This window comes from Cupriavidus sp. SHE (assembly GCF_000812445.1).
Taxonomy (GTDB): Bacteria; Pseudomonadota; Gammaproteobacteria; order Burkholderiales; family Burkholderiaceae; genus Cupriavidus; species Cupriavidus metallidurans.
In genome coordinates this window covers 1-23,382 of the sequence record NZ_JWMB01000040.1, presented here as the reverse complement: position 1 = coordinate 23,382, position 23,382 = coordinate 1, and the positions used below count along the sequence as shown (strand labels likewise).

Below are 23,382 nucleotides of genomic sequence, written 5' to 3'. Positions count from 1 at the left end.
AGTGTCCAGTTTGGCCTGGAACGCGTGTCCAGTTTGCGTTGGAACAGGTGCCCAGTTTGCGGCGGAGCGGGTGTCCAGGTTCGGCGGAATACGCAGTACTCAATCGCTAGCGCGTAGCGCGTTGAAATGGCATGGGCCGGCTTAGGAACTTCTATACTGGACGAGATTCGGTAAAATTTTAGACTTCTCTAACCGCTCCATTGAGGATTTTGCATGGCAACCTACAAGCAACTGCTGGTGCAGAAGGAAGCTCTGGAAGCTCAACTCGCAGAAGTTCGCGCAACAGAAGTGGCAGGGGTCATCGATCACATCCGGACGCTTATGGAGCAGTACGGTCTGTCCGGCGAAGACATTCAAGGCAAGCGCCGTCGGGGTCGACCCGCCGGTAGCGGAGCCGCCAAGGTAGCAAAGGAACCGCTGCCTCCGAAGTATCGTGACCCGAAGACAGGTGCGACCTGGTCGGGCCGCGGTCGCGCACCGGCGTGGCTGGGAAGGAATCCGAACAGGTTCCTGATTGAAGAAGCTGCCTAAGCACCGAATGGATGGGGACCACATTTGAGGCCCCCTGATTGTCCGGCAGTTCGCACGGTGTTCATCCATCATGGACGAACCGAATGGCACTTAGAACCGCGAGTTGCGGTCGAGGTGTCACTTAATTAGGCTACCTTCGTTTTGAGTTCCTTGCTGGCAGCCTTCTGCCGGTCGTCGCGCCGGCGACTATCTATCCGAACAGGCTGAACGATATCCAAGGCGCGCCAAAGCATTGGATGCACATTGATTGCCGAGCTCTTCTTGTACTGGCCGTCGGAGATTCCGCGGTCATCGAGATGCGACCAGCTCACCCGTTCCGTGGCCTCTGGTTTGATGCCGATTATCGATGTCGTGTAGAGGACCTTCAAAATCTGAATAATGCAAGAGTTGGCAGAGCGCGTGCTCTGCATGTAGTCGTTTGCTGCAATCCTTAAAGGGTCAGTCTCCTCGATTTCAGTCCAATGCTCCTGGACGCAATCAGCCAAGTCTTGTTCGGTGATTTCGGAGTACTTGAAATGGGATTGTCTCCCCCGGATGAGTTCAGCGCATGCGTTGAGCGAAGAATAGTGGCCACTCCACTCGTCACGGAGAGATCGCAATCGCCCCATAGAGTACTTGCGCTCTGCGTCTTGAACGACGGAAGGTGGGACCGCCTCCTTTCCCTCGCAAAGCTCAATGCAGCAGTTGACGAACGAGATGGCGTCGCGTGGTCTGAATAAAGTTCTGCTGAGAAGGTAGTCGATGGCGGATTCGTTTCGAACTGCGCCCCGGAAAACGTCGTCGAATGTGACCTTCCTCTGCGTGAACTGTTCTCTGATGAGCTTCTCGATACGAAGGTCCAGGAGCTGCCTAAGCTGGGCTTTGCTCCACCTCAGGCGGAGGATAAGGCTTTCGAATTTTTCTTCCTGGAAGCCTGCCTCGCGAGTTGACTCGAAGACCGTCCGCAGCAGGTCTTCCCGAACCGCTATAACGACCTTGACTGACCTGACGCGCTGGAATGCCCTGATTGTCTCAACGAGAGCTCGAATCAGCTTGTATCGGATGCGATCGTCAACCCAAGACTCGTCTAGCCTGTCGATGACGATGTAAAACCTATTTTTGGGGTCGGTGAAGATCTCATCCGCCAAGAGCGTAATGATCTCTCCAAGCTCCCGAACCTGATTCTCGTTGACGACGGACTGGGCCTTATGGATGACTTCTGCCTTTACCTCGTCAGTAAGGTTTTTCGCCGCTGAAGCATTTAGTGAGAAGCCATGAACCTTTGCATCCAGCGTACCGGCAAGCTTGCGCTCGAGTTTGGTGGTGAACTCTTTGACGCGTGTCTCCGTGTCCTGCCAGAATTGGTCGTTCCACTGGCGGAGATACTCCACGGCGCGTTTCTTTGCCTGGTCTTTCTGGAAGAGATCCCGGAAATTATCCAAAAAGCCCCAGGGTTCATGCTCGGTAATCTTGTAACGCCGCCGAAGTAGTTCCACCACGAAAACATGCTTCCACAGTAACTGGTAGAAGAGGTCAAGCTTGACGCCGGCGGACTCGAAGAACTGGATGATGTCGGAGTTCGCCACATAGCTCAGCGATAGTGTCTCCGCGCGAAGCTCGAAGGCATTCGACTGGGTCTCCAGGAGCCGCGCAAGTAGAGCGCTTTTCCCTGCGCCAACACGGCCAACGACAATACGTTTGGGGTTGTCGGAGTCAATCAAAGACTCCAAGTCTCCCGTGTCGAGAAAGCAGTCGCGCAAGAACTGCTCGTCGGACTCGGCGTCCATGGCCCCCACTGAGCTGTTTCTGCGAAAAACATACTTCATGTGACCCCCGTTCTATTTGTTCGATGGGATGCGTATTTTTGCCGGCAGTTATGAAGGCGAGGATGATCGTGCAATTATCCGCGATTACTGCTTACATTGCCTTCACTGTCCGCTGCTTCCCGTCCGCCTTCGGGTTTACGTAACCAGGCGCGAGTGGGGCGCTGTCGGCGCCATACAACGCTAGCGGATCAGCAAGCCAGAGCGCGAATTGTGGACCCGTAGACTGTGGTCCGGTGAGCAGTCGACATTCTAGCGTCTTAGCATGTAGCCAGCATTTGCAGCCCGTACTTTCACCTTGCGTACCCCCTCCGGCGTGTCGTAGTCCAAGCAAGCTGCAAGACCACCGGATGCGGAACTGCCTCTGTAACGGCTTCCGGCGGGGGAACGGGAGCCCTGCAATCGGGCACGTCGATAGTACCCGAGAACTGAATGCCCGTTTTGGGGGGTACGTTCGCAGTGACCGTTCCTGGCCGAACGCGGAAGTTCGTCGGTCGCCAAGGCCCGCCGGAACCGTGGACTTCCGTTCCCGACCCATTTCGGCCACTGGGGCCTACGCATCATCAGCGGAAGCTCCCAGTTGTAGAGCAGTCGTTCGCCTTACTAAGTCGGCCAGCAGGCATATCAGCCGCGTCAAGGGATGGCGCATCTTCAGCAAGACCCGGAAGCATGTCGGTCAATGAGTGCGGTCAAGGTCGGCCCCCGAGTCGTCAGCGCTGTACCGTTGGCTGCATCGGCGCCGGCACGCAGGCGTTGCGAAACCTGTCTTGCCCGGCGTCCCGCCGGGGCCTAGCACCCCGGTCAGATCATGTCGTGGCGGGCGATCGCGAAACGCGATCACCTGGCGCAGAATGCACCTGATGGTGCTTAACGAGGAAGCGCCGTTCTCGTGTCGGTCGGACAGATAGCGGACGCACGGCGTCGCGAGTCGGTTCCCTTACCTGTCGCGCGCGCGGTCAGCGCGGTAGGCGTTCGGGCCAGTCCGAAACAGGTGCTTCAGGTGACCACCGTTCAGCTTTCGGTCAAAGCCTGGTCCAACACCTTATCGAATGCCGCGGCTTCCTCGAACTGCACCCAGTGGCCCGCGTTGGGGATGATGCGCAGCCACCTGAATGCCGGTGCCTTGCTCAGCGCACCGGCGATCAGGTCCGTGCGCCCCCGATAGAGCGCATCCTGTTCGCCCCAGATGCCGAAGAGCGGGCACCGCACGGCAGGCAGGGTACGCTGGATGACGTCCGTCTGGTGCAGACGACGCTTGGGCATGCGGTCGCGCAGCAGGTCAGCGCGGTAGAGATGGAAGGCAAGGCTGTCGTCATCTGTCGTCGCCTCGCGCGCGAGCATCAGCGCGCGCATATTGGCGTGCATGACATCGTCACGCTCGGGCCCGGGAGACAGATGCATCCACGCACGCAGGCCCAGCGGATTCGCCGGCCCGATGCCGAGCGCAGGCGCACCGACCAGCACCAGCCGTCTTACGCGATGAGGCCAACGCGCGGCGATGAAGCTGGCGACCATGGTGCCGAACGAAAAGGCGACCAGATCGTACGCGGCGCCGTCCAGCAGTTGGTCGAGTGCCCGCTCGACAGGTTCAGGCAGCGCGTCAGCATCGGTGCCCAAAGGCGGCCGCGCAGAGTCACCGAAACCGGGCAGGTCGGGCACCCAGACGCGCCGGCCGGCACTGACGAGCGCGCTGATGTTGCGCGCCCAGTGGACCCAACTACCCGAGCCGCCGTGCAGCAGTACCGTAGGCCGCCCCCCAGGCAGGCCCCAGGCACGCACAAGGATGTCACCGTCGCCGCAGGGCACCACAAAGCGACTCGACGCCGCATCGAGCGCCGCCGCATCGGCCAGGGTAACGACGGCGGTGGGAAGCGTGCAAGCTGTTGACATGGAGATATGGAACGCCAGGGTTCCAAAGTCAAAACACCCTACCCTACCACGGGCGACCACCACGGATTGACGACGCCCTCCACCGATAAGCTCGCTCTCGGTCAGTCCCCGCTGCCTTGATGGAGGCCGGCCCCTTGTCGGCCTCCATCTCGGGGAATGTACCGAGAGTTTCACACGTGCTGTCGGCCGCTTCGAATTCGACTCTTAGATTCGGCAGTTCATCAGCTCTGTCGCTGCGACAAAGGTAACGGTCGGCCGCCCAAAGCCTGATACATGCACAACGATCAAGAATCGCTGAAGATTTTGCGATAGACGCCCATGCGTCGCCGAAGGACCATTGCTTGTTTTCAAAGGAGACGACGTTGACGCAAGTAGATAGGAGCGAGTTTTGCCTGAGCCGGCGAGCAGTTCTGCGCGGAGCTGCGGCCGCGGTTGCAGCGGCTGCCCTCCCTGCGCCTGCGCAAGGTGCTTGGCCGTCAAGGCCTGTGAGAATCGTCGTGCCGTTTGCGGCCGGAGGCGGCTCGGATGCCATCGCGCGCTTTACCGCCTCCAGGCTCAACGCCGCGTTGAAGCAGCCGTTCGTGGTCGACAACAGGCCAGGAGCAGGCGGTAACCTTGGCACGGAGCAGGGATTGCACTCAGCGCCCGATGGCTACACGCTGACCCTCATCGCTTCGAGCTACAGCGTGAACGCTGCGGTCTACAACCTTGGGTTCGATCCTGTGGCAGACATGACGCCCATCGTCCAGATCTCGAATGGCCCGCTGCTCATCGTCGCTAACCCGAAGACCAACATCAAGACGATCGGTGACCTGATTCAGAAGGCCAAGACCAACCCGGACAAGATCAACTATGCGACCTCCGGCGCGGGCGGGGTTGCTCACGCTGCGACGGAACTCTTCATGGATCGCGTAGGCATCAGAATGACGCACATCCCCTACAAGGGCGCCGCGCCTGCAATGTCCGACACTCTTGCAGGCACATGCGACGTCTACTTCAGCAGTGTTGCAATTGCCTTGCCGCACATTCGCGCCGGCAAGCTTGTTGCTGTAGCGGTCACAACGCCAACCCGCCTTAACGCCCTGCCGAACGTTCCGACGGTTGCCGAGTCGGGGATACCCGGTTTCGACGTACCCCACTGGCATGGTCTGATCGGACCGAAGGGCCTCTCGCAAGAGGTGGTCGCAAAGGTGAACTCGGCCGTCAATGCCTTTCTGAAAGCGCCTGATGCCAACGAGCACCTGCAACGCGATGGTGTTTCGGCCGCTGGCGGAACACCTTCCTTGCTGCAGGAACGGATCGCTCGCGAGGTGGCGGGATGGAAGAAGCTGGCAGCAAAAGGGCGGCTCAAGGTCGACTGACGAAGAAAGGGCGCTCGCAGCGCCCCTGTCATGTGCCGACGAGCGATTTCGACGTGCCGACGACTTGTGTATCCGTTCGCGCCGCGTATTGATAGAAGTAGCAAAGCTTACGACTCTCAGATGACCCAGGTAACCTTGTTCACGCCAGCCAAAGTGCACTACATCGGTGCCGTCTTATGGCTCCTGGCTTCGGTGCGAGGGGTCGCGGCGGAAGCCCCGCCCTATAGTGTCCTGTTGCAGCAATCGATGGCAAGTGCCCCGGCGATGATGGCGCAGGCCGCCACCGTCCGCGCCGCAGATGCCGATGCCAATCAAGCACGTGCCTGGCTGAATCCACGGATCGATACGGTCCTGGAGAACCTCGGCGCACCGTCAAGCGACGGCACGAGCCAGCGCCAGAACACCTACTCGATTACCCAGCCATTTGAGGTTGGTGGCAAGCGGGGCGCACGAATCGAAGTGGGGGACCGCAACTATGCCGCAGCGCAAGCGCGTGAGCGCCTGGCACGGGTTGCTTACGCGGCAGAACTAGCGGTTGCCTATGCCGCCGCGGAGGCCATGGCCGCCCGGATGGCGCTGGCGACGGAAAACCTGGCACGTGCGAACGAGGAGTTCACTGCTGCGCGTGCGCTAGTGCAGTCCGGAAAGGAAGCAGCGCTGCGCAGCGCGCAAGCGCAGGCAAGTGTGGCGGCCGCTCAGGCTGCGCAGGCCGCCGCCGACAATGACGCCACGCATGCACTGGCGCGGCTGTCGGCCATGACGGGAGCTGCCGAACCGTACACCGCGGTGTCCAGTTCCCTGCTAACGACACAAGGCACCGTGCCGACCGCGGCACTCCCCGGACAGGAGGCCCCGACCGTCGCTGCGGCAGAGGCCGAGCGCAATGCGCTGGATGCACAAGTTGGCGTGGAAAGAAAGCGCTGGATTCCGGACGTGGGCGTAAGTGCCGGCGTGCGTCGATACGGATGGACGAACGCCAGCGGATATGTTGTCGGGGTGACGGCATCGATTCCCCTGTTCGATCAAAACCGCAGCGGCATCAATGCGGCCGTGGAGCGCGTCGCGGCCGCGCAGGCCAGGCTCGACAACATGCGACTGGAAGCCGTAGCGGCGCGCCGATCCGCCATCTCGCAGGTCAGCGCAACGGATCGCCAGATCACCGCGGCCGAGGAGGGTGAAAGGGCGGCGGCAGAGGCCTATCGAATGGGCCGCGTCGGTTATAACGCCGGCAAGACGCCGCTGATGGAATTGCTTGCCGTCCGGCGTGCCTTGCTGGAGGCCAGGCAACTCACCATTGACGCGCGTCTGGCGCGCGTGCGCGCACTGGCGGTGCTTGCCCAGGCGGACGGCCACCTGGCATTCGAGGACACCAAATGATGAAGAACAAGCGTCAGCCTGCAAGCTGGCCGGTGGTTGCAGGCGTTGCTGCGGTAGCAGCGTTGATGGGATTCGGCGTCGCGCGCGTGCTGTTGCCGGGGAATGGGCCCGTTCCCGCGAAGGCAGCCGACGCGCAAGCCGCATCGGAAGCAGCGGCAGCCAAACCGGCAGGCCCACGAGAGGTTCGAATTCCGACCCAGTATCTGGCGGCGGCAAACATCGCCGTCGAGCCGGTCGCCAGTGTTGGGGTGGGTTCGGAGATTCTGGCGCCTGCCTGAGTCGCCGCAGTACCGGGAGGCGAGGCTGTGATTGTGTCCCGTGCGGCGGGCACGGTGCTGCGGGTTCAACGTCGCCTTGGCGAGGGTGTGCGCGCCGGTGATGTGCTGGCCACCGTCGAAAGTCCGGAGGCTGCAGCGATGGCTTCGGAACGCAGGGTAGCACAAGCCAGGGCGGATCTCTCCCGCAGGACGTATGAACGTGAAGCCAGTCTGTTTCAGCAAGGCGTGACACCGCGCCAGGAAATGGAATCAGCCAAAGCGGCACTGGAGGTCGCGCAGGCCGAGGCGCAGCGCGCCACAACGGTTGCCGAGGCTGCGCACCTGACAAGCGATGGCCGGGCGGTCGCGGTGGTCAGCCCCATCGCCGGCAAGATTACTGCCCAATCGGTGACGCTGGGCGCGTATGTCGCGCAGCAGGCCGATCTGTTCCGTGTGGCTGGCCTGGGCGCCGTGCAGGTCGAGGCCGCCGTCACTGCAGGGGATCTGGGCCGTATTTCACCGGGTGGCCAAGCCGCGATTCTGCTTTCCAACGGATCGCCGTTGCCGGCGAAGATCCAGGCTGTCACGCCAACCGTATCGGGCAGTGCACGCGCGGCCACGGTCGTCGTGATTCCGGAGCAACCTTCGGACCGCCTGGTGGTAGGCGAAGGTGTCCAGGTTCGCTTGCGCGCCAAGGCAAACAACAATGGCGAGTTGTCGGTTCCCGAAGATGCCGTACAGAACATTGATGGCACCGATGCGTTATTCGTGCGCACGGAAAATGGATTCCGTGCGCAGCCGGTTCTGGTCGGTACGCGCAGTGGCGGCATGGCGCAGATTCTCTCCGGTGTGCGCGCCGGGGAGCAGGTGGCAACGCGTAATGCCTTTCTGGTGAAGGCCGAGATGAACAAGGCAGCTGGGGACGACGAATGATTGGCAATGTCCTCAGTGGATCGATTCACTACCGATGGCTTGTTCTGTTCCTGACGGTCGTGATTGCCGCAATCGGCGCCTGGCAGCTCAAGCTGCTGCCGATCGATGTCACGCCCGATATCACGAACAAGCAGGTGCAGATCAACACGGTGGTGCCAACCCTAAGCCCCGTGGAGGTCGAGAAGCGCGTGACGTATCCGATCGAAACCGCTATTTCAGGGTTGAACGGCGTCGAGAACACGCGGTCGATGTCCCGCAACGGGTTCAGCCAGGTCACCGTCATCTTCAAGGAGAGCGCCAACCTCTACTTCATGCGCCAGCAGGTATCGGAGCGACTCGTGCAGGCACGTCCCAGCCTGCCCGCAGGCGCCGAGCCGCAGATGGGTCCGGTTTCCACTGGTCTGGGCGAGGTATTCCACTACAGCGTGGAGTATCAATACCCTGATGGCAAGGGCGCACCGCTCAAGGACGGGGCGCCGGGCTGGCAACGCGATGGAAGTTTCTTGACCGAGCGCGGGGAACGGCTTGATGACCGTGTGTCGAAGCTTGCATACCTGCGAACCGTGCAGGACTGGATCATTCGCCCTCAGTTGAGGACAACGGCTGGTGTGGCCGACGTGGATTCCTTGGGTGGCTATGTCAAGCAGTTCGTGGTCGAGCCTGATGCTGCAAAAATGGCCGCCTACGGCATCTCATATGGCGACCTCGCACAGGCTCTGGAGGATGCCAATCTTTCGGTGGGTGCGAACTTCATGCGCCGTTCGGGTGAATCGTACCTGGTGCGTGCCGATGCGCGCATCAAGTCGGCGGACGAGATCTCGCGCGCCGTGATCGCCCATCGCCAGAACGTGCCGATCACGGTCGGCCAGGTGGCGTCCGTCAAGATTGGCGGAGAACTTCGCTCCGGTGCGGCCAGCCGCAATGGCCAGGAAACGGTGATAGGCAGCGCGCTGATGCTGGTTGGCGCGAACAGCCGTACCGTGGCGCAGGATGTTGGCGACAAGCTGGAACAAATCTCGAAGACGCTGCCGCCGGGTGTAGTCATCGTTCCTACGCTTAACCGATCGCAACTGGTGACCGCCACCATCGAGACAGTCGCCAAGAATCTGGTGGAAGGCGCCTTGCTGGTGGTGGTAATCCTGTTCCTGCTGCTGGGCAACTGGCGCGCTGCCGTCATTGCAGCGCTGGTCATCCCATTGTCGATGCTGGTCAGTGCTATCGGCATGAATCAGCTTGGGATCTCCGGCAACCTGATGAGTCTGGGTGCGCTGGACTTCGGCCTGATCATCGATGGTGCGGTGATCATCGTCGAGAATACCCTGCGGCGATTGGCGCAGCGTCAGCATCAGGAAGGTCGTCTACTGACGCTGAGGGAACGCCTGGACGAAGTGTTGCTGTCGTCACGGGAAATGCTTCGCCCCACGATCTATGGGCAACTCGTGATCTTCCTGGTATTCCTGCCGTGCCTGACATTCCAGGGCGTGGAGGGAAAAATGTTCTCGCCGATGGTGATGACGCTCATGCTGGCGCTGGCGTCCGCATTCGTGCTGTCCCTGACCTTCGTGCCTGCGATGCTGGCTGTGCTGCTACGCAAGGAAGTTTCCGAAAAGGAAGTACGGGTGATCGTCGCGACCAAGCAGTGGTACCGCCCGTGGCTGGAGCGGGCGGTGGCGCGACCGATTCCGTTTGTCGGCGCCGGCTTGCTGGTGCTGGCACTGGCTGCAGTTGCGTTCGCCTTTGTCGGTCGCGAGTTCATGCCAACGCTTGACGAACAGAACCTTAACCTGTCCTCCGTTCGCATTCCATCGACATCGATCGATCAGTCGGTGGCGATTGATTTGCCGCTGGAACGCGCCGTGCTCTCGCTCCCTGAGGTGAAGACTGTGTACTCCAAGGCGGGTACCGCCAGCCTGGCGGCTGACCCCATGCCGCCCAACGCCTCCGACAACTACATCATCCTCAAGCCGAAGAGTGAATGGCCGGATGGCGTAACCACCAAGGAACAGGTGATCGAGCGTATCCGGGAGAAGACGGCACCGATGGTGGGCAACAATTACGACGTCACCCAACCCATTGAGATGCGCTTCAATGAACTGATCGGTGGCGTGCGCAGCGATGTCGCCGTAAAGATCTATGGCGAGAATCTCGACGACCTGACCGCCACTGGGCAACGCATTGCCGCCGTCTTGCGCAAGACACCCGGAGCAACGGATGTGCGCGTACCGCTGACCAGCGGGTTTCCCACCTTCGACATCGTATTCGATCGCGCCGCTATCGCGCGGTATGGGCTGACGGTGAAGGAAGTGGCCGATACCGTCTCGGCAGCGATGGCGGGCCGCCCGGCAGGCCAGATATTCGATGGCGATCGGCGCTACGATATTGTCATCCGCCTGCCAGGCAATCAGCGGGAGAACCTCGATGTGCTTGGCGCGCTGCCCGTGATGCTGCCAGCCGCCTCGGACCAGGCGCGGGTTTCCGTGCCATTGCGGCAGCTTGTCGAGTTCCGATTCACACAGGGCCTGAACGAAGTGAGCCGCGACAACGGCAAGCGTCGCGTGTACGTGGAAGCCAATGTGGGCGGGCGTGACCTCGGCAGCTTTGTAGACGATGCTGCTGCGCGGATCGCGCGGGACGTCAAGTTGCCTCCCGGCATGTACATCGAATGGGGCGGCCAGTTCCAGAACCTGCAAGCCGCGACCAAGCGACTCGCCATGATTGTGCCCGCCTGCTTCGTGCTGATCGCCGCGGCGCTGTATATGGCGATCGGCAATGCAATGCTGACCGCGACAGTTCTGACGGCTGTGCCCCTGGCGCTGGCGGGAGGCGTGTTCGCACTACTGCTGCGCGGCATCCCGTTCTCCATCTCCGCAGCAGTGGGTTTCATTGCTGTCTCGGGCGTGGCCGTTCTCAATGGTCTCGTCCTGATATCGGCCATCCGCAAACGGCTGGAAGACGGGGTGGCGCCGGACGCGGCCGTGATCGATGGCGCGATGGAACGGGTGCGACCGGTGCTCATGACTGCCTTGGTGGCATCTCTGGGCTTCGTGCCCATGGCCCTCGCAACGGGGACGGGTGCGGAGGTGCAAAAGCCACTGGCAACGGTCGTGATCGGTGGATTGATCACGGCCACCGTGCTCACGCTCTTCGTGTTGCCCGCGATATGCGGCATGGTGGTGCGCCGGAAACGGGGCGCGGGCGTGGGTCGCGACGAACTCGCTGAAGCTTAGGAGGTTGCATGCTGGACGTATTGCGGAACCGAACCTATCGGCACCTGTTCGGTGCGCAGGTGATCGCGCTGATTGGCACCGGGCTTGCGACGGTCGCGCTGGGTCTGCTCGCCTATGATCTGGCTGGTGCGAACGCGGGTAGCGTCCTGGGAACCGCGCTGGCAATCAAGATGGTTGCCTATGTGGGCATTGCCCCGGTTGTGGGTGCGTTCGCCAACAGGCTTCCGCGTCGCGCATTCCTTGTTGCGATGGACCTCGTGCGGGCGCTGGTGGCAATTTCTCTGCCGTTCGTGACGCAGATCTGGCAGATCTACATCCTGATTTTCCTGTTGCAGTCGGCATCGGCGGCGTTCACGCCAACTTTTCAGGCGACCATCCCGGACGTCCTTCCTGAAGAGAAGGCCTATACGAATGCCTTATCCCTGTCGCGCCTGGCGTATGACATGGAGAGTCTGGTGAGTCCGATGCTGGCCGCCGCGTTGCTATCGGTCATCGGCTTTCACTGGCTGTTCGGCGGCACTGTCGTGGGCTTCCTGGTGTCGGCTGCGTTCGTCGTTTCGGTGCGTTTGCCGCAATCCAAGGCGATAGCTCGCAAGGAGAGCCTGTATGCCAAAACGTTTCGGGGTATGTCGATCTACCTTCGGACGCACCGCTTGCGAGGGCTTCTGGCCCTGAACCTCGCCGCGGCCGCCGCCAGCTCGATGGTCATCGTGAACACGGTCGTCTATGTGCAAAGCAAGCTGCAGCGTCCGGCGTCTGATGTCCCATTCGCTCTGGCGGCCTTCGGCTGCGGATCGATGCTTGTGGCACTGTTACTGCCGAGGCTGTTGGCGAATCGTCCTGATCGTCCAGCCATGCTGGGCGGCGCCATCCTTATGTCAGCCAGTCTCGCTTTTGGAGTAGCACTGACCGGGTTCGGGCAAGTCATCGAATGGCCCATGCTTCTGCTGACGTGGTTTGCCACCGGCATCGGGTACTCGATGACGTTGACGCCAAGCGGACGTCTGCTGAAACGCTCGGCGGCTTCAGCCGATCGCCCTGCAGTGTTTGCTGCGCAATTCTCCCTCTCGCATGCGTGCTGGCTGATTGCCTATCCGCTCGCGGGGCAGGTGGGGGCGCGATACGGGATGCGTGCAGCATTTGTGGTGCTTGCGTGCGTTTCTGTTGTCGGATTTCTCGCTGCCTGGCGCGTGTGGCCAGCAGCAAATCATGAGGATACGGTCCCGGTGCGCTGACACAATCCCTCGCGGCGTGAAGGGTTGGCGAGAAAATTGCCATGATTGACGTGCTGACCGGTGGCGCAGGTCCAGAACCAACGGCCAGACTTTTCGTACGTCAGCAGCGCGTGCTGGGACTGGTCGGGGGCAGCCGCAATGATCAACCAGAGTTCGTGCGGCCTGGCGGCCATCCATGCCAAACGGGTCATCTATCAGGTGATTCCGCAGCAGCACATTGCCGATGCGTTCCAGTTGCAACACGCCGGTGCTTACGCCGGAAAATCTACCTCGACAGAATTGACAGCGAGCCAGTCATCTGGGCATCCGCGTGGGGCACTACGGGGGGCCAGGAAAAGCACTTCGCCGCCCGCTGTGGTTCCGACGAAATTCGTTCCGGTAGAACGGAGTGCGTTTCCACCGGACTGGTCGTTCCGGACAGTGTGGGTGGGGGCACCTTTCCGTTCAAGTTCTGATGCGCCGCATGGCCGTTAGCATGGCGCTAGCCCAGACGCGCACCCAAGAAAATGGCTTGCCTCCGTAGGAGGCAAGCCACAAGCTCTTCGTGCCACGGTAGAGGCAAAAGAGCAGCACCGGAAGCCAGTCAACCTGGACGGATGACTGGCTCCCCTCACACTTGTGCAAGTGTCAAACTGGCATGGGCGTCAACCTGTCAGAGCCCGTGAGCGCCGTCGGTGAAGACGTCTCGCGCCCCAATACGTGCTCCGTCGGTGAAAACGTCACGCTTGTCGATGCGCGCGCCGCCGGCGTACACGTCGCTGGCTGAGGCTCCGGCGCGTGCGCCGTCCGTGAAGGGATCGCGAGGGCGATGGACCTGCCCCTCGGCGGGAGCGGCCACGGCAGTGCCTGCGAGGATCGAGAGTGCGGCGGTAAGAATGGCAGTGTGAAGCTTCTTCATGGAAAGTTCTCCGGAGTCATGTTGGCGAGTCTGTCTCGCTCACCGTGTGCACAGTCTATCGGCCCGACACGATCAGTCGAATGACTCGAATATTACGAACCGGTCATCTGAGGGAAATGCGTCCAAAGCAGGCGAATTCTGTACGGCACAACGGTGTCAAGATCATTGCAACTTGGTCATTTGAAACGTTGATAAATTGATCGCTTATCCTCGCAATGACGCGGAGTGGGGTAGGCTAGTCTGCCCTCTTCCGAATGCGTTGGAGAGGCGAGATGGAAACCGCATTTATCCAGAATGCTGCGCGTAGCGCGGAAAACGCTCATGAACTGGCGCTCAGGCTGCGCACTCGCCGGCTGGAGTTTCTGGCAGCCAATATCGCCAACGCGGATACCCCGAACTACAAGGCGCGGGACATCGACTTTGGCGCCGAATTGGAACGGGCGATGGCAAGCGGCAATGCGTTTGTGGGCATGGCGACGACTTCGCGGCGGCATTTGGAGTCCCGTCCGTCAGCGGCGGAGGAGGCATTGCTCTACCGGGTGCCGATGCAGTCCGGCATCGATGGCAATACGGTCGAGATGGACGTCGAGCGCGTGGCATTTGCGGAGAATGCGGTGCGTATGCGGTTTTCCATTCAGAAGACGGCGGGTGAATACAAGGACATGCTCAAGCTCTACCAGGATATGCGTCCCTAGGCGGTATCCACGGATACTCACTAGTAGGAGTAGAAACTCAAAGCATGGCAACTCTTGCGGGCCCACGTTTGATGGGTAGTCGGTGGCAGGAATGTCTGGTACAAACGGCCCGCGAAGGATGTCGTGCTGCGCCGGATTTGCGTGCGGTGCTTCCTTGGCGCGTTCGATCTTGGATCGGAAAGGTTAGTGTCGGAATGGAGAAACGTCGTCAGAAGCGATTGCGCGCCCACATCAAGGAGTTTGTCCTTCCGCCAATTACCGATGGGCTCGTGCTAGGGCGCGCCTCGCCAATTGGACACGTTGCGGTCGGGCGAGCACTCAGTTTGCTGTCAACCACGGCCTTCGAGCATATAGAAATCGACGACGACGTGATTTCTGACATCCTCATTCGAAAGGCGATTCTCAGAAAGATCCCCGCCGCAGAGCTCAAGACGTTCATCCTGGATGAGATCAAACCGGCCATGGGAGCCGAGGAAATCCTTCACCTGGCGCTGGAAGTCGAGTTGTTCGTGGATCAAAAGCTGGGATAAGGCTTGCAGATGGACACATTGCTTGTTTCGGAGTGCCTCGACCTGACGGCACGCCGCGTTGCGCTCGACCAGCGATATCGGGATCTGGTCGGGGTCAATCAGACATCGACGAACGTCTTCTCGGTCTTCGATGACGACGGCACGTTTCTCGGTGTCGTGACGGACCGGCAGGCGACGCTTTTTCCAGCACGGATTTTCGCGGATCTGATCGCACGACGTCCACCCGAGCCCGTGCAGGGGCATGCCAGCGCGATCCAGTTGCTCAAGCGCATGCGTAAGGAAGCTTGTGAGCACCTACCCGTCTTCGATGCGCAAGGGCGATACATCGGCATTGTCTCCATGGCGTCCTTGCTGGCCGAGTTCGTTTGTCGCAGTGACATCAATCGTCGTGAACGCGAGGCGCTGGTTAGCCAATTGCGTACTGAGCTGGAAAACCGCAAGATATCGGCCAATGTGCTCGAGTCAACTAGTGACGCGGTGCTGGTAACGGACGCTCGCTTGCGCATCCAGTACATCAATCGTGCCTTCACAGCCGCGACGGGCTATCCCGGCGCGGATATTGTCGGGCGGCCGGCCGGATTCTTACGGTCTGGCCGGCATGGACGGGGCTTCTACGCGGAGATATTTGCAACCCTGCGCGATGGCGGACGCTGGGAAGGGGAGGTCTGGCTATTGCGGGCGGACGGCTCGATCGCGCCCGACTGGGTAACGATCAAGACGGTTCACGACGAGCATGGCGAAGTGTTCAGTTTCGTGGCGATGTTCGCGGACATCATGCAGCGCGAAAGCCTGCGCGCCCAGTACATGCACCTTGCCTACTACGACAGCCTGACCGGTCTGCCAAATCGACGCTTGTTCCAGGACCGGCTTGGCCATGCGATCGAACGTTCGGCGAACAAGGGTACGGAATTTTCCCTGCTTTTCCTTGACCTCAACCGGTTCAAGGACGTGAACGATACACTGGGCCACTCGTTTGGCGATCGGCTACTCGAGGTGGTCGGGGAGCGCTTCAAGCGACTGGTGAAGGAAGCGGATTTTGTCGGCCGTATCGGCGGCGATGAATTCACATTCATTCTGCACGACACCGCGGATCCTGCTCAGGTCGAGTCGATCGCGCGGCGGATCTTCGATGAACTGGCCAAGCCGATTGTCCTGAACGGTACGCAAAGCTACGTCTCCGCGAGCATTGGGGTCAGCCGATTTCCCGCCGATGGCACGACCGCAGAAGCGCTGATCATGAATGCCGATGCGGCGATGTACCGCGCCAAGGAGGATGGCATCGGCGCTTGTCATTTTTTTTCTCGCGGCCTGCATACGAAGGTGCTCAAGCGCCTCGACATCTCCAACGCGCTGCACCGCGCGCTCGAGGCCAACGAATTTTCGCTGGCCTGGCAACCCCAGGTGTCGCTCACCACGGGCAAGGTCATCGGTGCGGAAGTCTTGCTCCGCTGGATGCGAGATGGCAGCGTTCCCGTCTCGCCGGCCGAATTCATTCCGGTAGCCGAAGAGACCGGGGTAATCGGCGCGATCGGGGATTGGGTATTGCGCGAATCCTGTCGATACGTCGCGAAGCTCGAGGCACTGGCGATCGATCCGGAATTCAGGGTGGCGGTGAACTTCTCGCCCTTGCAACTGAGTTGGCACAGGCAGGAGCCTGTGCTGCAGACTATCGCGCAGTTTGGCGTTGATTGTCGGCGCTTCAAGATTGAGCTGACGGAGAACGCGTTGTTCGTGCACGAGGAAGGGCTGCTAGAATTTGTGCGGGAGCTGGGCGCCGCGGGCGTCGGAATTGCCATCGACGATTTCGGGACTGGATACAGCAATCTGTCCAGTCTGAAGCACTTACCGGTCACCGAACTCAAGATTGATCGCGCCTTTATCCATGACATGCAAGGCTCGCACAGCGACAGGCAAATCGTGCAGGCCATGATTAGCATGGCGCATATGCTTGGGCTGCGCGTCGTGGCCGAAGGGGTCGAGTACGTTTGGCAAGTGTCGGTGTTGCGGGAGTTTGGCTGCGAGGTGGGGCAAGGCTACCTGTTCAGCCGGCCGATCGACTTTGACGCGCTGGTCAAGCTACTCGATGCGCCCGCCGTCGACGTACAGGCGATGCTTGCCGACGGCTAGGCGATCTTTGGCGTCCCGACGGTCGGCACGACCGCGCGGATGGCTCGTGGCGGGGACTCCCGCACTGCGCTCGATCTCCGGGCGATGTGGCGAGATTTAGATGTGCCGTAATCTCGCCAGCATGACTGTGCCGGCCGCCATGGTGATGGTGGCGAATGCGAAGCCGAGGACAGGTGATAGCGCCGACCAGATGAGACCGACGCCGGCGCTCGAGATGAACTTCGCCGTGCCGTTCGTGGTGCCGAGCGCGCCGATGCTCATGGCCAAGGTGTCAGCCGACACCATCTCGGCGATCACCGTCGGCTCCAGGGCTTCCTGGACGGCCGTGTACAGGCCCGCAAGCAGGAAGACGGCCGCGAGCAGTGCGAGGGTGTTGACGTGGAGCCAGAACGTGATGGCCATGAGCAGGCCGGTCATCGCGCCTAGCGCATAGCCAAGCACGAGAATGCGCAGCGCACCGACGCGATCCGCCAGCATGCCGACTGGAAATGACGCCGCCGATTGCACGACGTTTCGCCAGACGTAGAGGCCACCGGCGATTTGCGCGGCCTGCACGATGCCGAGTGCGGGGGTCAGCAATTTCGTGGCGCCGAGGATCAACAGGCTGTGGGAGAAATCACCCATGCCAAACAACCCGACGGCGCCGAGATAGCGCTTGAATTTTGGCGGAAGGCCGCGCAAGGCCCGGAAAAATCGCAGCCCGGGATTTGGGGAAAATGCCGGATCCTTGACGAAGCCGAGGAAAGCCAGGACGGCCAGAACCCCCGGGATGACACTTAGCCATAGGACCAGACGGAACGGACCGATGGGGTCGTTCCACCCATGATGGCTTTGGGCCCAGCCAAGCAATGCGACACCAAGCAGCGGTCCGACTACTGCGCCAATCGTATCCATAGCCCGATGAAACCCGAAGGCACGGCCTCGCGCGCGCGGCGGGATTGCCTGGATGACAATCGCGTCGCGAAGCGGGCCGCGCAGCCCTTTTCCGAACCAGGAAATGATTCGCCCCACAAGTAGCATTGGCCACGCCGTGGCCAATGCGATTGCGATCTGACCCGCAGGCGTCAGGGCGTAGCCGACCAGCACCAGAAGCTTTCGATGTCCGAGCTTGTCGGCGACGTAACCCGAAATCATCTTGGTAAAGCTCGCCACCGCATCGGCCAGGCCTTCGATAAGTCCCAGAACCGCCGCCGGGATCCCGAGTATTGCCAGGAAGCCGGGCAGGATGACGGTGGTGGTCTCGTAGCAGAAATCGCCTAGTGCACTCGTGAGCCCGGCACCGACAACGGTGCGATTCAGCCATTCTCGCTGCAGCGGCACGGGGGCTGCCGGGGGCTTGTCATTCGACAGCGGTGCGGTGTCCTTTGAATCTGTCATGCTGTCTCGCGATCGGGCGCATTGCCCACGACGATCGAAACCAAAGTTGGCCAAGGCCGGGCTGACGAAAACGCTGAGCGCACTGGTCTGGCGCGGCGCTGTCCAGGAAATCCCTAAAGTCTGCAATCACAAGTCGCCACAGGCGCGGTGTGGATTGTCGGCGTCGAATCCATGACATCGTTCGCATCTGTTGGAAAAAGGCCGCGCCGCCGTGCATGTTGTCCGATGTTGCCGCAGATAGCAACGGGTGCGGCGCCTGGTAATTTCCCCGTCATGTTTGCGACAGGTCATCTCCATAAAATCGAATGTCAGCCTTCTGACCGCGCGCATGGATGTGTGAGTCGGATACGCGTCCAGACGACTTCGCCAGCACGCCGCCGCATCGCGCGTGGGCTCAACGCCAGCCTGGGTGAGTACGAGGATTCTGCAAAGCGATGGAGGGCCCCTTGCGGGAGGGCCTCCGATTTCAATCTGAGGCCGGCGATGCGATCGTGCGTGAGATGTGGCAATGCATTGTCCACGCAGGGGTGGCATTGCTGGTCCTGCGACTGGCAGCCGCCGTCGACATCAGGCATTGTGTGCCTCGCACCCGAACTGATCGGGGATCACGATGGGAATCAAGCGTCGCTGTTGCGGGAATTTGCGCACGTTGAAGACCGGAACTTCTGGTTTGCATATCGCCGCCGACTGATCATCGAGGCCTTGTCTCGGTGGTTCCCGCAGATTGAGTCATTCTTGGATCTGAGCTGCGGTGCGGGAAAATTCCTGGATGATTTCCGGACATGCTATCCGGCCGCCACGCTGGTCGCGGCCGACCGTTGCGTGGATGCACTACGCGAGGTGCGCCGGGAATATGGCTTTTCCTGTTTGCAGATGGATCCTATGCACCTGCCGTTCGCGGACGCCTTTGACGTCATCGGGGCGTTCGACGTCCTGCAGCATGCCGCGTCAGACGGGATAGTGCTTGACCAGTTGCGTAAGGCTTGTCGCCAGGGTGGCGGTATTGTCGTGACCGTACCGCATCAACGAACGCGACGACTGCGCGGCAATGCCCCGAGGGCGCCAGAAGCGCGCTACACGCTTCCCGCACTGATTCGCAAGGTCAATGCCGCAGGTTTCACTGTCGTACACAGCCAGACATTCTGCACGTTGGCATTGCCGCTTATGACGCTGAGCATGAGCAAGCAAAGGACGCGTCCGTTCCCCATGGCGGTTGGCGACCATCGACGCCGTGGTCCCATCCTGAATGACATGTTTGGCGGACTCTGCATGATCGAGAGGCAATTGGAGAAGGGCGGCGTGCGGTTCGCCAATGGCGATGGTGCGCTGATCGTCGCCGTGCGCCGATTCGCTTGAGGATGGCGTTCACTGAGTACGCACGAGAGGCGGCCTGCCACACAGGGCGATTGGAAACTTGAACCGATATTACGTCTTCGATTTGCCGCATGGCGTGCTGTCCTCGCTATTGCTGGTTGCCGTGCTCTGCATCATTGCGTTCCTGGCATTTGTCATCTATCTGAATCGCACCTATGGTCGCGGGCGCCCGCGGCTGCCGCGCCGGGGCCGGCCCCGAAAGAGCCCTCGCTCTGGCCGTCGGAAATAACGGCGGCCTACCCGCGTTCGTACAACTTGGCGTCGCCGCTGTTGGGCCGCAGCACTGTCCGCAAGGTCATTTGCGCAAGCGCCCTGGTTTGGGACTCTTGCTGCGGTGCTTGCGAGGCGGCGGTTGGCTGCGATGCAGGTGCCGGGCTAGCAGGACAATCAAGCTGAGGATGGTCACCAGCCCGACCAGAATTACCGCGACGACCGCGGGCGGCAGATGCAGGATGGGAGGCGGACGCATACGGGGATTTTCGGGCCTGGTGTGCTAGCTGTCCAGAAGGTGGGTCGCGGCGATTTGCCGACGGAGGGTGCCCTACGTGTTGCGGGAGCTCACCAGCGCGGTGTCTTGATATTGTGGCGGCACCTCGAGCAAACGCCCGGGAAGTGCCGTAGGGCGGGTGCCCTCTCATGGATGCGCGCCGCACTGGTGAACGTTCCCAATGCACTGAAGACTGGCCTGGCGGCCCCCGGGACTCGCCAGGCACAGTTGCTACACGGCCCGCTCCAGTTCTGCCTGCTTGGCGGTGGTGGAGGGCGAGGGCAACAAGCGCCGGCGCAGCAACAGATATACGGCGGGCACGACGAACATCGATAGCAGCGGCGCTGTCACCATGCCACCCACCATTGGCGCAGCAATCCGTTGCATGACCTCAGACCCTGTGCCATGTGACCACATGATCGGAATCAGGCCCGCCAGGATGACCGCCACCGTCATCGCCTTCGGCCGGACGCGCAATACCGCACCCTCCTGGATGGCGTCGAGCAACGCATCTAGCGTATCTTCACCGCGCGCCAACCGGTCGTGCCACGCGTGCTTGAGATACAGCAGCATGATGACGCCGAACTCTGCGGCCACACCCGCAAGCGCGATGAACCCAACTATCCCAGCCACAGAGAGGTTGTAGCGCAACAGATACAGCAGCCAGAAGCCGCCTATTAGGGCCAAGGGGAGCGTGCCCATGATCAGCATGGCTTCATCCAGCCGGCCGAAAACTAGATAGAGCAGTACGAAGATGATCAGCAAGGTAAAGGGGACGACGACCTTGAGTTTGGCCGTAGCACGCTCCAGATACTCGAACTGGCCTGACCAACTGAGGGCATACCCGGCGGGCATTGGTACGGCCTTCGCCACGGCGGCCTGCATGTCACGCACGGTGGACCGAAGATCTCTGCCGCGAATGTCAACATATACCCAACCGGAAAGACGTGCGTTCTCACTGCGCAACATCGGTGGGCCCTGCATGACAGTAATGCGGGCCACATCGGCCAGCGCAATCTGTAAGCCGCTGTCGGTCACAATTGGCAGGCGCCGCAGTGCATCGATGGAGTCCCGATCGTCGCGCGGATACCGAACGTTGATGGGGAATCGTGCGAGTCCATCGACCACCTCACCAACGGTTTCACCCCCGATGGCCGAGGAAACAATCGATTGGACGTCCTCGATGTTCAGACCGTAGCGGCCTGCTGCCGCGCGGTCGATGTCGACATCGATGTAGCGCCCGCCCGTGAGCCGTTCGGCCAGCGCAGATGTCACGCCGGGGACTGTCTTGACGGCCTCTTCAATACGTGTGGCGAGTCTGTCGATCTCCTTGAGGTCCGTGCCGGCGACCTTGATACCCACGGGACTCTTGATGCCGGTCGCGAGCATGTCAATGCGATTGCGGATCGGCGGTACCCAGATATTGGACAGGCCCGGTACCTTGACAATGCGGTCCAATTCTTCGACCAGCTTGTCGGTTGTCATGCCGGGACGCCACTGATCCTTCGGCTTAAAGCGAATGGTCGTCTCGAACATCTCAATCGGCGCGGGGTCCGTCGCACTGTCGGCGCGGCCGGCTTTGCCAAACACGGACGCCACTTCAGGGACCGTCTTGATCAGCCGGTCGGTCTGTTGCAGCAACTGCGACGCCTTGCCGGCCGCAAGCCCTGGCAGAGCGGAGGGCATGTAGAGCAGATCGCCTTCGTCCAGCGGTGGCATGAATTCCCCGCCAGTGCGCATGATGGGCCAGGCGGTCGCAACCAGGAGCACGCCCGCCAGCGCCACGGTGGTCTTGGGGTACCTGAGCACCTTGTTGAGCAGCGGGTGATAAGCGCGGATCAGCAGGCGGTTGAGAGGATTGGCTTGCTCGGAAGGGATCTTGCCACGAATCATATAGCCCATTAGCACGGGGATCAATGTGACGGAGAGACCCGCCGCCGCCGCCATGGAGTAGGTTTTGGTGAACGCCAATGGCGAGAACAACCTGCCCTCCTGTGCCTCCAGGGTAAAGACTGGAATGAACGACAGGGTGATGATCAGCAATGAGACGAACAGGGCAGGACCGACCTCTGCGGCCGACTCACCGATAAGGCGCCATCGCTCTTGCGCCTCAAGTTCTTGCTGTGGATGCTTGACGTGCCAGTGTTCCAGGTGCTTATGGGCGTTCTCGATCATGACGACCGCGGCGTCGACCATCGCGCCGACTGCGATTGCAATACCCCCCAGTGACATGATGTTGGCGTTCACGCCCTGATAGCGCATGACAAGGAATGCCGCCAGCACGCCAAGCGGCAACGAGATGATGGCGACCAGTGCCGAGCGCAAGTGAAAGAGAAAGAGCAGGCAGACCACTGCGACGACCGCAAACTCCTCCAGCAGCTTGGTGGTGAGGTTGTCGACTGCGCGACTGATCAGCGCCGACCGGTCGTAGACGGTGACGACCTCGACGCCGTCAGGCAGGCTTTTCTGCAAGGTCTGCAGTTTGGCCTTGACGGCGTTGATCGTCTCCAGCGCGTTCTTGCCCGATCGCAGGATAATGACCCCGCCCGCGACTTCGCCTTGGCCGTTGAGCTCCGCGATGCCGCGGCGCATCTCTGGGCCCAGTTGAATCACGGCGACATCGCCCAGTCTGACCGGAATACCGGCGTCGCTCGTCACGATCGGCACCTGCCGAAAGTCATCCAGCGTCTTCAGGTACCCGGTAGCGCGCACCATGTATTCGGCTTCACCCAGTTCCAATACTGAGCCCCCGGTTTCCTGATTGGCCCCCTTGAGTGCGGCCAGCACCTTCCCTTGTGACAGGTTGTAGGCGCGAAGCCGGTCGGGCAACAGCACAATTTGGAACTGCTTGACCATCCCGCCCAACGAGGCAACCTCTGCGACATTGGGCAAGGACTTGAGCTCAAATCGCAAGAACCAGTCCTGAAGGGCGCGCAGCTGTGACAGGTCATGCTGTCCGCTCTTGTCCACGAGCGCGTACTCATAGACCCAACCCACGCCGGTAGCGTCGGGACCAAGCGCAGGCTTGGCGGCGGCCGGCAGCCGGGACTGGACCTGGTTCAAGTACTCAAGAACGCGTGAACGGGCCCAGTACAGGTCGGTGCCGTCCTCGAACAATACGTAGACATAGGAGTCGCCGAAGAACGAGTATCCGCGCACGGTCTTCGCGCCGGGCACCGACAGCATCGTGGTGGTCAGCGGATAGGTGACCTGGTTCTCCACAATCTGGGGAGCCTGCCCAGGGAATGGGGTGCGAATGATGACCTGCACGTCGGAGAGGT

The 23,382-nt window shown here is 61.1% G+C and carries 15 protein-coding genes and 1 pseudogene; 11 read left to right on the top strand and 5 right to left on the bottom strand.

Features of this window, described 5'->3' with window-relative positions; translation table 11 throughout:
* Nucleotides 1-213: 213 nt before the first annotated feature.
* Nucleotides 214-531, top strand: a complete 318-nt coding sequence (locus RN01_RS19860) for an H-NS histone family protein (protein WP_017515035.1) — start codon at nucleotides 214-216, stop codon at nucleotides 529-531.
* A gap of 125 nt (nucleotides 532-656) precedes the next feature.
* Here RN01_RS19860 and RN01_RS19855 read toward each other — a convergent pair whose 3' ends face one another.
* Nucleotides 657-2,297 (bottom strand): P-loop ATPase, Sll1717 family, encoded by a 1,641-nt coding sequence (locus RN01_RS19855; protein WP_017515034.1) that lies wholly within the window; start codon nucleotides 2,295-2,297, stop codon nucleotides 657-659.
* Nucleotides 2,298-3,344: 1,047 nt separating this feature from the next.
* Entirely contained in the window at nucleotides 3,345-4,223 is an 879-nt protein-coding gene (locus RN01_RS19850; protein ID WP_011229384.1) for an alpha/beta fold hydrolase, read from the bottom strand.
* Nucleotides 4,224-4,564: 341 nt separating this feature from the next.
* Between RN01_RS19850 and RN01_RS19845 the strand changes: the two genes are divergently transcribed.
* The 6 genes and pseudogenes from RN01_RS19845 (at nucleotide 4,565) to RN01_RS19825 (ending at nucleotide 12,613) form a co-directional block, all read left to right on the top strand.
* A complete protein-coding gene (locus RN01_RS19845) occupies nucleotides 4,565-5,584 on the top strand; it encodes a tripartite tricarboxylate transporter substrate binding protein (protein ID WP_011514836.1) in 1,020 nt (339 codons plus the stop codon).
* A 120-nt stretch (nucleotides 5,585-5,704) separates the two neighbouring features.
* Nucleotides 5,705-6,961, top strand: coding sequence for a TolC family protein (locus tag RN01_RS19840; RefSeq protein ID WP_011229386.1), 1,257 nt, complete (start codon nucleotides 5,705-5,707; stop codon nucleotides 6,959-6,961).
* Nucleotides 6,958-7,239: a hypothetical protein gene (locus RN01_RS35025; RefSeq protein WP_051069083.1), complete on the top strand. Its 282-nt coding sequence runs from the start codon at nucleotides 6,958-6,960 to the stop codon at nucleotides 7,237-7,239. The genes RN01_RS19840 and RN01_RS35025 overlap by 4 nt, the downstream gene beginning before the upstream one ends.
* A gap of 21 nt (nucleotides 7,240-7,260) precedes the next feature.
* Nucleotides 7,261-8,151, top strand: a pseudogene (locus tag RN01_RS19835) (efflux RND transporter periplasmic adaptor subunit); the annotation flags it as partial.
* Complete coding sequence (locus RN01_RS19830; RefSeq protein WP_008642698.1) at nucleotides 8,148-11,378, top strand: CusA/CzcA family heavy metal efflux RND transporter; 3,231 nt, start codon at nucleotides 8,148-8,150, stop codon at nucleotides 11,376-11,378. The pseudogene RN01_RS19835 and the gene RN01_RS19830, both read left to right, overlap by 4 nt.
* 8 nt (nucleotides 11,379-11,386) lie before the next feature.
* On the top strand, nucleotides 11,387-12,613 hold the full coding sequence (locus RN01_RS19825) for an MFS transporter (protein WP_008642699.1): 1,227 nt from the start codon (nucleotides 11,387-11,389) through the stop codon (nucleotides 12,611-12,613).
* Between the two features lie 652 nt (nucleotides 12,614-13,265).
* Here the strand turns inward: RN01_RS19825 and RN01_RS19820 are convergent.
* Nucleotides 13,266-13,511 (bottom strand): hypothetical protein, encoded by a 246-nt coding sequence (locus RN01_RS19820; protein WP_008642700.1) that lies wholly within the window; start codon nucleotides 13,509-13,511, stop codon nucleotides 13,266-13,268.
* 272 nt (nucleotides 13,512-13,783) lie between these two features.
* On the opposite strand from RN01_RS19820, the gene flgB reads away from it, so the two are divergent.
* The 3 genes from flgB (at nucleotide 13,784) to RN01_RS19805 (ending at nucleotide 16,863) form a co-directional block, all read left to right on the top strand.
* Nucleotides 13,784-14,206: a flagellar basal body rod protein FlgB gene (flgB, locus tag RN01_RS19815; protein ID WP_008642701.1), complete on the top strand. Its 423-nt coding sequence runs from the start codon at nucleotides 13,784-13,786 to the stop codon at nucleotides 14,204-14,206.
* Between the two features lie 194 nt (nucleotides 14,207-14,400).
* Complete coding sequence (locus RN01_RS19810) at nucleotides 14,401-14,736, top strand: hypothetical protein (protein WP_008642702.1); 336 nt, start codon at nucleotides 14,401-14,403, stop codon at nucleotides 14,734-14,736.
* A 9-nt stretch (nucleotides 14,737-14,745) separates the two neighbouring features.
* Nucleotides 14,746-16,863, top strand: a complete 2,118-nt coding sequence (locus tag RN01_RS19805; RefSeq protein WP_011229389.1) for a bifunctional diguanylate cyclase/phosphodiesterase — start codon at nucleotides 14,746-14,748, stop codon at nucleotides 16,861-16,863.
* Nucleotides 16,864-16,959: 96 nt separating this feature from the next.
* Here the strand turns inward: RN01_RS19805 and RN01_RS19800 are convergent, their stop codons facing one another.
* Nucleotides 16,960-18,240, bottom strand: a complete 1,281-nt coding sequence (locus RN01_RS19800; protein WP_008642705.1) for an MFS transporter — start codon at nucleotides 18,238-18,240, stop codon at nucleotides 16,960-16,962.
* A 513-nt stretch (nucleotides 18,241-18,753) separates the two neighbouring features.
* Between RN01_RS19800 and RN01_RS19795 the strand changes: the two genes are divergently transcribed.
* Nucleotides 18,754-19,596 carry a class I SAM-dependent methyltransferase gene (locus RN01_RS19795; protein ID WP_223277385.1) on the top strand — a complete coding sequence of 281 codons (843 nt, stop codon included), beginning with the start codon at nucleotides 18,754-18,756 and terminating at the stop codon, nucleotides 19,594-19,596.
* Nucleotides 19,597-20,332: 736 nt separating this feature from the next.
* Here the strand turns inward: RN01_RS19795 and RN01_RS19785 are convergent.
* On the bottom strand, nucleotides 20,333-23,382 hold a 3,050-nt coding region (locus RN01_RS19785; RefSeq protein ID WP_039016756.1), incomplete at its 5' end, for an efflux RND transporter permease subunit.